At 42.7% G+C, this 15,045-nt stretch carries 12 protein-coding genes, 1 pseudogene and 1 riboswitch; of the genes and pseudogenes, 8 read left to right on the top strand and 5 right to left on the bottom strand.

The features are described from left to right. Positions 1 to 742 (top strand): annotated as a pseudogene (locus SK642_RS07810) (N-acetylmuramoyl-L-alanine amidase family protein); the annotation flags it as partial. 221 nt (positions 743 to 963) lie between these two features. Continuing rightward, a complete protein-coding gene (gene tig / locus SK642_RS07805; RefSeq protein ID WP_033684228.1) occupies positions 964 to 2,247 on the top strand; it encodes a trigger factor in 1,284 nt (427 codons plus the stop codon). A 47-nt stretch (positions 2,248 to 2,294) separates the two neighbouring features. Here the strand turns inward: tig and SK642_RS07800 are convergent, their stop codons facing one another. From SK642_RS07800 to rnhC, 3 genes are all read right to left on the bottom strand, one after another. Further along, positions 2,295 to 4,661 carry an ATP-dependent RecD-like DNA helicase gene (locus tag SK642_RS07800; protein WP_033684226.1) on the bottom strand — a complete coding sequence of 789 codons (2,367 nt, stop codon included), beginning with the start codon at positions 4,659 to 4,661 and terminating at the stop codon, positions 2,295 to 2,297. 258 nt (positions 4,662 to 4,919) lie between these two features. Then, on the bottom strand, positions 4,920 to 5,534 hold the full coding sequence (gene lepB, locus SK642_RS07795; protein WP_001083986.1) for a signal peptidase I: 615 nt from the start codon (positions 5,532 to 5,534) through the stop codon (positions 4,920 to 4,922). Positions 5,535 to 5,537: 3 nt separating this feature from the next. Then, positions 5,538 to 6,419: a ribonuclease HIII gene (gene rnhC / locus SK642_RS07790; protein WP_033684225.1), complete on the bottom strand. Its 882-nt coding sequence runs from the start codon at positions 6,417 to 6,419 to the stop codon at positions 5,538 to 5,540. Positions 6,420 to 6,505: 86 nt separating this feature from the next. Between rnhC and zapA the strand changes: the two genes are divergently transcribed. The 6 genes from zapA to SK642_RS07760 all read left to right on the top strand — a co-directional run bounded on the left by zapA (position 6,506) and on the right by SK642_RS07760 (position 13,160). Further along, on the top strand, positions 6,506 to 6,808 hold the full coding sequence (gene zapA, locus SK642_RS07785; RefSeq protein WP_033684224.1) for a cell division protein ZapA: 303 nt from the start codon (positions 6,506 to 6,508) through the stop codon (positions 6,806 to 6,808). Then, positions 6,805 to 7,353 carry a CvpA family protein gene (locus SK642_RS07780; RefSeq protein ID WP_033684223.1) on the top strand — a complete coding sequence of 183 codons (549 nt, stop codon included), beginning with the start codon at positions 6,805 to 6,807 and terminating at the stop codon, positions 7,351 to 7,353. The genes zapA and SK642_RS07780 overlap by 4 nt, the downstream gene beginning before the upstream one ends. Positions 7,354 to 7,455: 102 nt before the next feature. Next, a complete protein-coding gene (locus SK642_RS07775; protein WP_033684222.1) occupies positions 7,456 to 9,792 on the top strand; it encodes an endonuclease MutS2 in 2,337 nt (778 codons plus the stop codon). Positions 9,793 to 9,968: 176 nt separating this feature from the next. Next, a riboswitch (glycine riboswitch) is annotated at positions 9,969 to 10,057 on the top strand. Between the two features lie 90 nt (positions 10,058 to 10,147). Next, positions 10,148 to 11,470, top strand: a complete 1,323-nt coding sequence (locus SK642_RS07770; protein WP_033684221.1) for an alanine/glycine:cation symporter family protein — start codon at positions 10,148 to 10,150, stop codon at positions 11,468 to 11,470. Between the two features lie 132 nt (positions 11,471 to 11,602). Further along, complete coding sequence (locus SK642_RS07765) at positions 11,603 to 12,151, top strand: carboxymuconolactone decarboxylase family protein (RefSeq protein ID WP_033684272.1); 549 nt, start codon at positions 11,603 to 11,605, stop codon at positions 12,149 to 12,151. Positions 12,152 to 12,260: 109 nt separating this feature from the next. Beyond that, on the top strand, positions 12,261 to 13,160 hold the full coding sequence (locus SK642_RS07760; RefSeq protein ID WP_033684220.1) for a TDT family transporter: 900 nt from the start codon (positions 12,261 to 12,263) through the stop codon (positions 13,158 to 13,160). A 24-nt stretch (positions 13,161 to 13,184) separates the two neighbouring features. Here SK642_RS07760 and serS read toward each other — a convergent pair whose 3' ends face one another. Continuing rightward, positions 13,185 to 14,459, bottom strand: coding sequence for a serine--tRNA ligase (gene serS, locus SK642_RS07755; RefSeq protein WP_033684219.1), 1,275 nt, complete (start codon positions 14,457 to 14,459; stop codon positions 13,185 to 13,187). A gap of 213 nt (positions 14,460 to 14,672) precedes the next feature. Beyond that, on the bottom strand, positions 14,673 to 15,044 hold the full coding sequence (locus SK642_RS07750) for a DUF956 family protein (RefSeq protein ID WP_033684218.1): 372 nt from the start codon (positions 15,042 to 15,044) through the stop codon (positions 14,673 to 14,675). Position 15,045 lies beyond the last annotated feature (1 nt).

Below are 15,045 nucleotides of genomic sequence, written 5' to 3'. Positions count from 1 at the left end.
TGATAGAGTTGTAAATTCTAGTGATGGGACAGGCTATATTCTCAGTAAGGATGGCCATATGTTCACTTTACGAAATAACCCTTATAAACATGGTGACATTGTTCGTTTAGGCGATGGATATGAATATCTGATTACAGCAAAATTTGACGGAAATAACTTTACTGATGTTATCGTGGATAAAAACACTTGGTATATCAAACCTGAGTTCAAGAAATTTTCCGACAAATACGGGGATGAGGTTTCCAATACGATGTTGGCTTTAGTGGATAATAAAGAAGAAGGACAAGAAATTGATCCTAAAGCTGTTATTCGTAATTTCCAAAATCTGCCAGGTCGATATTACTTTGGAGCAGATGGTCGTAGAGTGACACCACTTCCAGAGATGACGACTAGATCAGAAATCAAAAAAGTTGGCAATGATCTTTATCTAGAAGACCCAGGTGTACGACTTAGACTTCCATCTACTAGCTTCACAATCAATAACAATAAACTATACTATTTAGATGAAGCTAATGGTAAGCTTAAAACAGGTTACTTTGTATTGATTGATGACGGTATGTCTACAACCCACTATCATTTCCTTGTATATGCAGACCAATCTGGTGAGGTTCTTAAGATGAAACGCTTACCATCAGGATTTTCAGATTATTTTGACAAAGAAATCGATGGTTTCTATGGTCAAAAAATTAAGATTACACAGCCAAATAAGTATGAATATTACAAGGTTCTTGTGGTTAAATAAGACAAAACGAATCGCCTAATGAGGGATGTTTGGGCGATTCGTTTTTTACTGTAATCAGCCATCATTAAGCATCTTTTATAAGATTATATTCGAAAACTAAAGAAAACTAAGAAGAAACCGTACCTCCCCCATCATTGAAAAGCGCAGTCATTACTTGAAAAAAGTCGCTCGTTTATGTTATAATAGACTGTATTTAAAAAATTTTAAGGAGAAATGACAGAATGTCTGTATCATTTGAAAACAAAGAAACAAACCGTGGGGTCTTGACTTTTACTATCTCTCAAGACCAAATCAAACCAGAATTGGACCGTGTCTTCAACTCAGTGAAGAAATCTCTTAATGTTCCAGGTTTCCGTAAAGGTCACCTTCCACGTCCTATCTTCGACAAAAAATTTGGTGAAGAGTCACTTTACCAAGACGTTATGAACGCTCTTTTGCCAAACGCTTATGAAGCAGCTGTAAAAGAAGCTGGTCTTGAAGTAGTTGCGCAACCAAAAATTGACGTAACTTCAATGGAAAAAGGTCAAGACTGGGTTATTACTGCTGAAGTTGTTACAAAACCTGAAGTAAAATTGGGTGACTACAAAAACCTTGAAGTATCAGTAGACCTTGAAAAAGAAGTAACTGACGCTGACGTTGAAGAGCGTATCGAACGTGAACGCAACAACTTGGCTGAATTGGTTATCAAAGAAGCTGCTGCTGAAAACGGCGACACTGTTGTCATCGACTTCGTTGGTTCTATCGACGGTGTTGAATTTGACGGTGGAAAAGGTGAAAACTTCTCACTTGGACTTGGTTCAGGTCAATTCATCCCTGGTTTCGAAGACCAATTGGTAGGTCACTCAGCTGGCGAAACTGTTGATGTGATCGTAACATTCCCAGAAGACTACCAAGCAGAAGACCTTGCAGGTAAAGAAGCTAAATTCGTGACAACTATTCACGAAGTAAAAGCGAAAGAAGTTCCAGCTCTTGACGATGAACTTGCAAAAGATATCGATGAAGAAGTTGAAACACTTGCTGAATTGAAAGAAAAATACCGCAAGGAATTGGCTGCTGCTAAAGAAGAAGCTTACAAAGATGCCGTTGAAGGTGCAGCAATTGATAAAGCTGTAGAAAACGCTGAAATCGTAGAACTTCCAGAAGAAATGATCCACGAAGAAGTTCACCGTTCAGTAAATGAATTCCTTGGAAACTTGCAACGTCAAGGTATCAACCCTGACATGTACTTCCAAATCACTGGAACTACTCAAGAAGACCTTCACAAACAATACGAGGGAGAAGCTGAGTCACGTACTAAGACTAACCTTGTTATCGAAGCAGTTGCCAAAGCTGAAGGATTTGATGCTTCAGAAGAAGAAATCCAAAAAGAAATCGAGCAATTGGCTACAGATTACAACATGGAAGTTGCACAAGTACAAAGCTTGCTTTCAGCTGATATGTTGAAACACGATATCACAATTAAAAAAGCTGTTGAGTTGATTACAAGCACAGCAACAGTTAAATAATCTTAATAAACAAAAATCCCACCTGAATTGGTGGGTTTTCTGATGCACTATTTTCCAAAAATCTCTTTGAGATCTGCTTCTGTAATCCCAATCATGGCTGGGATGCTATCCCAGTTTTCTTCGGTTAGGATGTAGGATTGTTCAGAGTCAGTTAATGTGGCAGTTTCAGAGACAGCTGGTGTATTTTCTTCAACAGTTTCAATTAAATCACTGAAGCGTTCAATCAGATAGGTTTTTCGGGCAGTTCCGATGTGCTGGGTGGCATAATCAAAGGCCTGTAATTCGCCTAATAAGATGAGTTTGCTTTTGGCGCGTGTAATGGCTGTATAGATGAGATTGCGCTCAAGCATACGCCTGCTAGCACTGGTGATAGGCAAGATGACAACAGGGAACTCACTTCCCTGAGACTTATGGATACTCATGGCATAGGCCAAGCGAATCTTGTACCATTCGTTACGTGGGTAGGAGACCTCATTGCCATCAAAATCAATGACAATCTCGTCTTGCTTCGATTCGGTATATTTTCCAGGAATCAGGTCTGTGATGGCTCCCAAATCCCCATTAAAGACATTGATTTCAGCATCGTTAACCAAATGAATGACCTTGTCGCCCTTACGATAGTGACACTGGGGAGCTTCAAAACTAAGTTGGTCTTTTTGTGGTGGGTTAAGGAGGTCTTGCATGAGCTGGTTGATGGCATCAATCCCTGCTGCCCCTCGGTACATGGGAGCCAGAACTTGGATATCACGGGCAGGGATGCCACTTCTGAGGGCAGCGCCTAAGATTTTCTCAATGGTGGCAGGAATATGACTGCTAGCAATTTCAAAGTAGGAACGGTCTGCTTTTTTCTGGGTGAAATCAGCTGGCAAGATTCCCTGTCGAATCTGACTAGCCAAGGTAACGATAGTTGATTCTTCGCTTTGTCGGTAAATTTTTTCCAAGCGAGTCTGAGGAATCAAAGGAATATGAAGCAGATCCGCTAGAACCTGTCCAGGACTGACAGAAGGTAGCTGGTCGCTGTCACCCACGATGAGGATTTTACTGTTAGAAGAGATGTTGGAGAAGAGTTGATTGGCCAGCCAAGTATCCACCATGGAGAATTCATCTACGATGATAAAGTCGGCATCCAGATAATCTTCCAGATGACTGGTATCATCGTCCCCTGTCATTCCCAAATGGCGGTGTATGGTCGCGCTAGGCAAACCTGTCAATTCATTCATGCGCCGAGCGGCTCGTCCAGTTGGAGCAGCAAGAAGAATTGGCAGGTTGCTTTTTTTCCTGAGGTCAAGTCCTTCTAAAAGTGCATATACAGCGATAATTCCATTGATAACAGTCGTCTTACCAGTACCAGGCCCACCTGTCAGGATAAAGACCTTATTCTGGATAGCATCACAGATAGCCTGTTTTTGAATGCTATCATACTCAATCCCCAGCTCTTGCTCGACAGTAGTGATATGTTTTTGAATGGTTTCTAAATCATGACTCTTTTGTTTTCCTTTTTCAAGGATACGAACCAAGTGACTGCGGATGCCTTCCTCCGCGAAAAAGAGACTATTATCAAAGATTTTAGTATCAATCTGCTGAACCTTGTCTTCTTCAATGAGGTAGGAGAGTTCTTGGGCTACTTGGCTGGGATCCAGTTCCACGGGACGGGAAGACTCAAGGAGAGTGAGGGTTTGTTCTAGCAAATCCCGTGCTTCAACATAGGTATCCCCTGTTTCCATACAGGCCTGAAAAAGACTGTGAACTAGACCAGCACGGAAGCGTTCAGGGGCCTGACTTTCGATGCCTAGTTCCTCCGCTAGTTGGTCAGCAATAGTAAAGCCCAAACCCTTGATATCCTCAACCAACTGGTAGGGATAATTTTCAACCACATCAAGGGTTTCTTCCTTGTAAAAGTCTTGAATCTGGAAGGCTAGTTTATTGGGAATGCCGTAGTTGGCTAGTTTGGCCAAAACCATCTCCGTTCCGTAGTTGAGACGGAGAGTGGAGACGAAAGCCTCGCGATTTTTGGCAGAGAGTCCTGAGATGCCTTCTAGCTTTTCTGGGTGTTGCAGAATTTCGTCAATGGTATTGTCACCATAGGTGTCCACGATTTTCTGAGCTGTCTTGAGACCAATTCCCTTGAAATGGCTACTTGAAAAGTACTTAACCAATCCCTTGCTAGTTGGTTTTGCTCGTTCATAACGGCTGATTTGCAGTTGTTCCCCATACTTGGAGTGCTGGACAATTTGCCCCCAAAAAGTATAGTCTTCTCCCTCAATCACGTCAGCCATGGTTCCTGTGACAATGATTTCAAAATCGTCAAAATCCGCTGCGTCCGTATCTTCGATTTCTAGGAGGAGAATGCGATAAAAATTGCTGGGATTTTCAAAAATAATCCGTTCAATGGTTCCTGAAAAATAAACTTCCATAAAATTCCTTTGCATGAATAGGTGAGAGTTGGGGTTGTTTTTATTTTATACTCTTCGAAAATCTCTTCAAACCACATCAGCTCTATCTGCAACCTCAAAACACTGTTTTGAGCAACCTGCGGCTAGCTTCCTAGTTTGCTCTTTGATTTTCATTGAGTATAACTTTGTTTCTATCTTAATCAAACTGGATAGTGAATAATCATATTATCACGATAGAAGAAGAGGCTGAGATTGCTGATTCTCGGCCTCTTCGATTTCTTAAAATGTTCCGATACGGGTGATTGGCCAGAAGCGGAATTTAGCTTCCCCTGTGATATCTTTTGCTTTGAAGGTACCTACATGGCGGCTGTCGCTCGAAACCAGGCGGTCATCTCCGAGGAGAAGGTACTCTCCTTCTGGAACAGTAAAGCTGAAGTTGGTGTTGTAGTTGACATCGACTGTGAAGGCTTGAGCTTTTTGAGCGATGCTTCTAAAGAAAGTTCCTTTATTTCCTTCAAATCCCTTGCCTGAGTAGGTGCTTTGGAGTTTGTCATCCTTGAAGCGTTTGATATAGTCAGCTAGGTAAGGCTCATCCGTCTCTTTATCATTGATGTAAAGTTTATCGTTTTCGTAACGGATAGTGTCGCCAGGCATTCCGATGACACGTTTGACAATGTCCTTATTACCGTCTTCCTCATGAGCCACAACGATATCAAATCGGTCAATAGGGAGATGTTTGACAACAAAGAGGATTTCGCCATCCGCTAGGGTCGGATCCATGGAATGGCCTTCTACGCGGACATTACTCCAAAAAAAGATACGGCTTAAAGCTAGTAATGACAGAATCAGGAGGAACAGTCCCCACTCTTTTAAGAAATTTTTAAATGAATTCATAACTTACCTTTCTAAGCGTTTTTTCGCTTTTTCAGTATTTTTAAAGTGCAATTTGGCGCAGAAGTTGAGTCCCTGCATGCCATAGGCTTGTAAGATCTGGCTAGCCACCTTATCAGAAGCCGTTCCAGCTCCACTTGGAAGTTGATAGCCCAGTTCTCGTCCCAGATTTTCAAGATTTTCCAGAAAGAGATCACGCGCAATGACAGAAGAAACTGCGACAGCCAAGTATTTACCCTCAGCCTTTTCTTCTAAGCTGATAGGATTGCTGAAACGATTGGCCTCTTGTGCCAAGTATTTGTCATAATTTTTAGCACTGGTAAAGGCATCAATCACAATTTTCTCAGGATGAACACCTTTTTGAAGGAGGAGATAGATAGCCTGATTATGGAGGGCAACCTTAACCGAAACCGCATTGTAGCGATCTCCGATGACCTCGTTGTACTTGCTTGGTGAGAGAAGGAGTGCCTGGTGCTGGATTTTTTCCTTGAGAATAGGAGCAATCTGACGAATCTTTTGGTCTGTCAGAGTCTTTGAATCCCCCACACCGAGTTTTCGTAAGAAGTCGTGCTGGTCAGGTGTGACAAAGGAAGCCACAACTGCAAGCCCACCAAAGTAGGAACCATTTCCAACCTCATCTGTCCCAATTAAAGGGAAATTTTGTCCCCTGTTTTCCTCTACAACTTGATAGCCAAAGAAATTGGCGTATTTCTCAGCCCCTTCACCCTGAAGCAAGACTTTTCCAGAAGTATAGATAGAAGCCGTTGCCTGAGGCAGTCTCAAAAAGTAGCGGATATAGGGGTTCTTACTGGGAGCCAGACTGGTTTGATAGTGTTCAAGGAAAGCCTGAATCTCCTTTTCGCTTGGTGTGAGTGTTATACTTACCATAGTTTCTATTGTACCACAAAAGCAGGCAAATTTGTAAAAACTGACAAAGTTAGCGAATTTTGGTATAATATCGTGAGGTGAATTTTATGGCAAATCTAAATCGATTCAAATTTACATTCGGAAAAAAATCATTAACCTTGACAACCAAGCATGATAATCTCTTTATGGAGGAAATCGCTAAGGTTGCGACAGAAAAATACCAAGCTATTAAAGAACAAATGCCTAGTGCAGACGATGAAACGATCGCTCTTTTGTTGGCAGTCAACTGTTTGTCAACTCAGCTCAGTCGTGAGATTGAATTTGACGATAAGGAGCAAGAATTAGAAGAACTCCGTCACAAACTCGTGACTTGCAAGCAAGAACAGAGTAAGATTGAGGATTCCTTATGATTTCGCTCCTTCTTCTATTGGTCTTGGCTTGGGGATTTTATATCGGCTATCGGAGAGGCCTGCTCTTACAGGTTTATTACCTGATTTCAGCCATGGCATCGGCTTTTATGGCTGGCCAGTTTTACAAGGGGCTTGGGGAACAATTCCATTTATTACTCCCTTATGCAAATCCGCAGGAAGGTCAGGGGACTTTCTTCTTCCCATCGGATCAACTCTTTCAGTTGGATAAGGTCTTTTACGCGGGTATCGGCTATTTGCTTGTATTTGGGATTGTCTATAGCATCGGTCGTTTACTTGGTCTCTTGTTACACTTACTTCCTAGTAAAAAACTGGGTGGCAAGTTGTTCCAAGTTTCAGCAGGTATCTTGTCCATGTTGGTGACCTTATTTGTTTTGCAAATGGCCTTGACCATCTTGGCGACCATTCCCATGGCAGCTATTCAAACTCCTCTTGAAAAGAGTATCGTCGCAAAACACATCATCCAGAGCATACCAGTAACAACCAGTTGGCTTAAGCAAATCTGGGTGACAAATTTAATCGGATAAAAAGGGCAGGAATTTTCCTAGCCCTTTGTTTACAGATTGACTAGAATCTATCAGAATGTAAAAAGCTACCACACCTAGACATTCAAAGACAAGGAAATAAAGATGAACAAAAAAATATTAGAAACATTAGAGTTCAATAAGGTCAAGGTCTTGTTTGAACCTCATTTGTTGACCGAGCAGGGCTTGGAGCAATTGAAACAGCTGGCTCCGACTGCCAAAGCAGATAAAATCAAACAGGCTTTTGCTGAGATGAAGGAAATGCAGGCTCTCTTTGTCGAGCAACCGCATTTTACCATTCTCGCAACCAAGGAAATAGCAGGAGTATGCAAGCGTTTGGAGATGGGAGCGGACCTCAATATTGAGGAGTTCCTACTCTTGAAGCGCGTGCTTCTTTCCAGCCGAGAACTACAAAGCTTTTACGCCAATCTAGAAAATGTCAGCTTGACAGAATTAGCCCTCTGGTTTGAAAAATTACACGATTTTCCGCAATTACAAGGAAATCTTCAGGCCTTTAATGATGCAGGTTTCATTGAAAATTTTGCTAGTGAAGAATTGGCGCGAATCCGTCGAAAAATCCATGATAGCGAGAGTCAGGTACGTGATGTCTTGCAAGATTTGCTCAAACAAAAAGCGCAGATGTTGACGGAAGGGATTGTTGCAAGCAGAAATGGCCGTCAGGTTTTACCAGTCAAAAACACTTATCGCAACAAGATTGCAGGTGTTGTTCATGATATTTCTGCTAGTGGAAACACCGTCTATATCGAACCCCGTGAGGTGGTCAAACTGAGCGAAGAAATTGCCAGTCTGCGAGCAGATGAGCGCTATGAAATGCTTCGTATTCTCCAAGAAATTTCTGAGCGTGTCCGCCCTCATGCGGCTGAGATTGCCAATGATGCTTGGATTATCGGCCATCTAGACTTAATTCGTGCCAAGGTCCGCTTTATCCAAGAGAGGCAAGCGGTCGTTCCTAAGTTATCAGAAAATCAGGAGATTCAACTGCTCCATGTCTGCCATCCTTTAGTCAAAAATGCGGTCGCAAATGATGTCCATTTTGGCCAGGATTTAACAGCTATTGTCATCACAGGTCCCAACACTGGTGGTAAGACCATCATGCTTAAAACTCTGGGCTTGACGCAGGTTATGGCCCAGTCTGGTTTGCCGATTTTAGCAGACAAGGGAAGTCGTGTTGGTATTTTTGAGGAAATCTTTGCTGATATTGGCGATGAGCAGTCTATTGAGCAGAGCTTGTCTACCTTCTCTAGCCACATGACCAACATCGTGGATATTCTTGGCAAGGTCAATCAACATTCCCTCTTACTCTTGGATGAGTTGGGGGCTGGTACAGACCCTCAAGAGGGAGCTGCCCTTGCCATGGCTATTCTGGAGGACCTTCGCCTGCGTCAAGTCAAGACCATGGCGACTACCCACTATCCCGAACTCAAGGCCTATGGTATCGAGACAGCCTTTGTGCAAAATGCCAGTATGGAGTTTGATACTGCGACTCTTCGCCCGACCTATCGCTTTATGCAGGGCGTGCCTGGCCGAAGCAATGCATTTGAAATTGCCAAACGTCTAGGCCTATCTGAAGTTATTGTAGGGGATGCCAGCCAGCAGGTCGATCAGGACAATGATGTCAATCGTATCATTGAGCAACTAGAAGAGCAGACGCTAGAGAGTCGTAAACGCTTGGACAATATCCGTGAGGTGGAGCAAGAAAATCTCAAGATGAACCGAGCGCTCAAAAAGCTCTACAATGAGCTCAATCGTGAAAAGGAAACCGAGCTTAATAAGGCACGTGAACAGGCTGCTGAGATTGTGGACATGGCCCTCAGTGAGAGTGATCAGATTCTCAAAAATCTCCATAGTAAGTCCCAGCTCAAACCCCATGAAATCATTGAAGCCAAGGCCAAGCTGAAAAAATTGGCTCCTGAAAAAGTAGATTTGTCTAAAAACAAGGTCCTTCAAAAGGCCAAGAAAAAACGAGCTCCAAAGGTGGGAGATGATATCGTGGTTCTCAGTTATGGACAGCGTGGTACCTTGACCAGTCAACTTAAGGATGGTCGCTGGGAAGCCCAAGTCGGTTTAATCAAGATGACCTTGGAAGAAAAAGAATTTGACCTTGTTCAAGCTCAGCAAGAAAAACCAGTCAAGAAGAAACAGGTCAATGTCGTGAAACGGACTTCTGGCAGAGGACCGCAAGCAAGACTGGACCTTCGAGGCAAACGTTATGAAGAAGCCATGAATGAGCTAGATGCCTTTATCGACCAAGCCCTGCTCAACAATATGGCCCAAGTCGATATCATCCATGGTATTGGAACAGGTGTCATCCGTGAAGGAGTCACCAAATACCTACAAAGAAACAAACATGTCAAGACTTTCGGCTATGCTCCACAAAATGCTGGAGGCAGTGGTGCGACTATTGTGACCTTTAAAGGATAAGAAGTATTTCGGAATTCATAAAGTAAAGCTAAAGTAAAAACTGTCGAACTAATTTTTTACTAGTAAACACATTGACAAAAACCAACATTTTTTGTAAAATAAGAATCAATTAAATACCAACACCGAATGAAGTTTAATAGAAGTGGGGAATCGTTTGATTTTCCATGACTGTAAATGGACGGAACTCTGGAGAGACCGTAAAGGCACCGAAGGGGCAAGGCAGGCAACTGCTCAAACTCTCAGGTAAAAGGACAGAGCTAGGATAGACCGCTTTTTAGCATTTATCTAAGCATTCCAGAGTACATGTATCGTGCATGTGCTCTTTCTTTTGGGGTTGAAAAGATAGGAGAATAGAATGTTAGAATTGCTTAAATCAATCGATGCTTTTGTTTGGGGCCCACCCCTCTTGATTTTATTGGTCGGAACAGGGACTTATCTCACTGCTCGTTTGGGGCTTTTACAGGTTTTGCGTCTGTCCAAGGCCTTCCAGCTTATTTTTATCAAGGACAAGGGGCATGGGGATGTATCCAGTTTTGCGGCCTTGTGTACAGCCCTAGCAGCGACAGTTGGTACGGGAAATATTATCGGGGTGGCGACGGCTATCAAGGTCGGTGGCCCAGGAGCTCTCTTTTGGATGTGGATGGCTGCTTTCTTTGGGATGGCTACCAAGTATGCGGAAGGGCTCTTGGCGATCAAATACCGTACTAAGGACGACCATGGTGCAGTAGCGGGAGGCCCAATGCACTATATCCTTCTAGGGATGGGCGAAAAGTGGCGACCACTTGCTATCTTCTTTGCTATCGCAGGTGTCTTAGTAGCTTTGTTGGGAATCGGAACCTTCACCCAAGTCAACTCGATTACAGAATCTATCCAAAATACAACGACTATTTCGCCAGCTATCACGGCTCTCGTTTTGTCTGTATTAGTAGCGATTGCAGTCTTTGGCGGACTCAAGTCTATTTCTAAGGTTTCGACAGCTGTTGTTCCTTTTATGGCGATTATTTACATTTTAGGGACCTTGACAGTTATTTTCTTCAATATTGGGAAACTCCCTGCTACAATCGCTTTAATCTTGACATCAGCTTTTAGCCCTGTTGCTGCGGTAGGTGGCTTTGCTGGTGCTAGCATTCGGATGGCTATCCAAAATGGTGTGGCGCGTGGTGTCTTCTCAAACGAATCTGGTCTGGGTTCTGCTCCCATTGCAGCTGCTGCGGCTAAGACAAATGAACCAGTAGAGCAAGGTTTGATTTCCATGACAGGAACCTTTATTGATACCCTCATCATCTGTACTCTAACTGGTTTGACTATCTTGGTGACTGGAGTATGGAATAGTGACTTGAATGGAGTAGCTTTGACTCAGTCAGCCTTCTCAACAGTCTTTTTAAACTTTGGGCCTGCCCTCTTGACCATCTTCCTTGTACTTTTTGCCTTTACGACGATTTTAGGTTGGAACTACTATGGAGAACGTTGTTTCGAGTTTCTCTTTGGTGTTCGTTTCATCTGGCTCTACCGTGTGGTTTTTGTACTCATGGTCTTGTTGGGAGGATTTATCGAGTTGGATATGGTTTGGATTATCGCAGATATCGTCAATGCCTTGATGGCTCTGCCAAACTTGATTGCCCTCTTAGTTTTATCACCAGTTGTTATTGCTGAGACTAAAAAGTATTTTGATAAATAATGAAATCACACAGATTGTGTGGTTTTTTTACTTTCATAAAGAATTTTTATCAGTGCAATTTAAAATATATATTATACAAGGTATAGAATCTGTGATAGACTAGGTTTCAACAAAATGAAAAGAGGTTTTATGATGACAATATTTACAATCCATACAGTAGAATCAGCACCAGCAGAAGTGAAAGAAGTTCTTGAAACAGTAGAAAAAGACAACAATGGCTTTATTCCAAATCTAATCGGACTCTTGGCTAATGCACCTACTGCCCTAGAAGCCTACAGAACTGTCGGAGCTATCAACCGTCGCAACAGCTTGACACCTGTTGAGCGTGAAGTGGTGCAAATCACGGCAGCCGTAACTAATGGTTGTGCCTTCTGTGTCGCAGGTCACACAGCCTTTTCAATCAAACAAATCCAGATGAATGATGATCTGCTTCAAGCCCTTCGTAATCGTACTCCGATTGAAACAGATCCTAAATTGGACACCCTAGCTAAGTTTACCTTAGCGGTTATTAATACCAAGGGGCGTGTTGGAGATGAAGCCTTAGCTGAGTTTTTAGAAGCTGGATACACTCAACAAAATGCCTTGGATGTGGTTCTTGGTGTCAGCCTAGCAAGCCTCTGTAACTACGCAAACAATCTAGCCAATACACCAATTAACCCAGAATTGCAACCTTATGCTTAATTCATATCTGAGTAAAATGAAGTCTGAAATAATCGGACTTCGTTTTTTTAAGTCCTCATTTAAGCGCTTTTATGCTATACTGAAATTAACATGATTATTGGAGGTTAGGATGAAAAAACTCCCCTTAGTATTTTCTGGTTGCTTGCTAGGTTTAGCAGGAGCTGGGAATCTCGTTTTAGATATGTTGCCAGTTCTGTCACAGGTATTTAGTTTGACAGGTTTGAGTTTGTGGATTTACTTTCTTATATTTCATCTGCTTAATTGGAAAGAAACCAAGCAAGAATTGACCAAGCCCCCTCTTTTGTCAGGAATGGCAACCTTTCCCATGGCTGGAATGATTTTATCGACCTATGTCTTTCGCGTGTTCGCTCATCTTCCTATAGTAGCACAAGGGCTCTGGTGGTTTTCATTTCTCTTGGATTTGGCCCTGATTGCTGGATTTACCATCAAATTTGCCTGTCCTGGTCGGAGGGTTCATTCCACTCCTAGCTGGACGGTTCTCTATGTGGGAATAGCAGTGGCAGCCTTGACTTATCCACTGGTAGGTATCATCGAAATTGCCTATGCGACTTTGAGTTTTGGGTTTCTATTGACTTTCTATCTCTATCCCCTTATTTATAGCGATTTAAAGAAACATCCACTCCCACTAGCCATGCTTGGACAGGAAGGAATCTACTGTGCTCCTTTCTCTCTGCTCTTGGCTTCTCTAGTTCGAGTTGGAGGAGAGAGCCTACCGACTTGGTTCTTGATTGTCATGATTTTGGCTTCTCAATCCTTCTTTTTCTTTGTTTTAACTCGTCTACCTAATATTTTAAAACAAGGCTTTCAACCAGCCTTCTCAGCCTTAACCTTCCCAACCATTATCACGGCTACCTCGCTCAAGATGGCTCAAGGAATCTTGAAACTTCCATTTCTGGATTATCTGGTAGTGGCTGAAACTGTTATTTGCTTAACTATTTTACTCTTTGTATTAGGCGCTTATCTGATTTGGTTACGAAAAAAGGTCTAGCTAGAAATAGCTAAACCTTATTTTTTATGGTTTGATGACTTCAGCGCCACCCATGTATGGACGAAGAGCTTCTGGGATGGTTACAGAACCATCTGCATTTTGGTAGTTTTCAAGAATAGCGGCAACTGTACGTCCAACTGCAAGTCCAGAACCGTTCAAAGTGTGAAGGAGTTTCACCTTGCCATCTGCTTCATCACGATAACGGATTTGGGCACGACGGGCTTGGAAATCTTCTGTGTTTGAACAGCTTGAGATTTCACGGTAAGTATTTTGCGCTGGAATCCAAACTTCCAAGTCGTAAGTCTTAGCAGCTGAGAAGCCCATATCTCCAGTAGAGAGCGCAACGACACGGTATGGAAGGTTGAGTTTTTGAAGAATGTTTTCAGCGTTGGCTGTCATTTTTTCCAATTCTTCGTAAGATTCTTCTGGTTTGGCAAATTTGACCATTTCAACCTTGTGGAATTGGTGCAGACGAATCAAGCCACGAGTATCACGACCAGCTGAACCAGCCTCAGAACGGAATGATGGACTCATAGCAGTGAAATAGATTGGCAGGTCTTTACCGTCCAGGATTTCATCACGGTAGTAGTTTGTCAGAGGAACTTCAGCTGTAGGAATAAGGACATAATTGCTGTCGCTGAGTTCAAAAGTATCTTCCTTGAATTTTGGATATTGACCAGTACCGAACATAGAATCGTGGTTAACCATGTAAGGTGTGATGACTTCAGTATAGCCTTCCTTACCATGCTCATCCAACATAAAGTTGTAGATAGCACGTTCCAAACGAGCACCAAGACCTTTATAGAAGAGGAAGCGAGCGCCCGTCACCTTACCGCCGCGTTCCCAGTCAAGAATACCAAGGTCTTCACCAAGATCCCAGTGAGCTTTAGGTTCGAAGTCAAATTCGCGTGGAGTCCCCCAACGGCGAACTTCCACATTGTCATCTTCGTCAGCCCCAACAGGAACGCTGTCAGCTGGGATGTTTGGGAGAGTAGTGGTAAATTCTGTCAATTTAGCATCGATTTCTGCCAATTCAGCATCCAAGGCTTTGACTTCAGCAGATAGGTTTTGCATGGCAGCAATCTTGTCATCTGCATTTTCCTTGTTGCGTTTGGCTTGGGCAATCTCAGCAGAAACTGTGTTACGTTCTGCTTTGAGAGTTTCAACCTTGACCAAGATGTCACGACGTTTAGCATCGATTTCTTTCATTTCATTCAAGACAGCAGCATCTACACCACGTGTAGCCAATTTTTCTGCGACAGCATCAAAGTCTGTACGAATACGTTTGATATCTAACATAAGAACTCCTTTATGAAAAAAGCACACCTGTCAAAGCGTTGGAGTGACAGGGCCACGGTTCCATCCAACTTCACAGGTGTGCACTTGATTGTGTATGTAATTATTACTAACGGTAGAATTTCACCTATCCCTCCTATCTGCTCGCAGCACCCGCAGACTTTCTGAAAGAAGAAGATAACCTACTTATCCGTTGCTATGATTATACTAAAGTTTCTACTTTTTTGCAAATAGATTTTTAAATTTTTGACCAATGGTCTGAATTAGGGTAGGAAGTTTGACGACTTTGTCATTACCCAGTTTTTCTCGAGCAATTTTAAGAATAGCACCTGAGTCTTTTGAAGCAAAAAGGAATTTTCCTCTGTCTGTAAAGACTTCGAAGTGGCGACTGATTTTGCGACCAGTGACATTGGCTCCAATTTGGTTGATATGGCTCCAAGGAATCTGGATAAATTGTTCGACGTTGACATCTGGGTAAAATTCCAGAGCCTGATCTCCGACAAGGAATTTCCCAATTTTCCCAGCTATAGAGAGGTAGGAAGTTCCTGTCGTACTGAGAAGCACTGTTTTATTAAGTGATTGGGCCATG

The sequence above is a fragment of the Streptococcus mitis genome (assembly GCF_000722705.1).
Classification (GTDB): domain Bacteria; phylum Bacillota; class Bacilli; order Lactobacillales; family Streptococcaceae; genus Streptococcus; species Streptococcus mitis_P.
The sequence above is the reverse complement of the archived record's forward strand: the minus strand, read 5'-3'. Positions and strand labels throughout refer to the sequence as shown.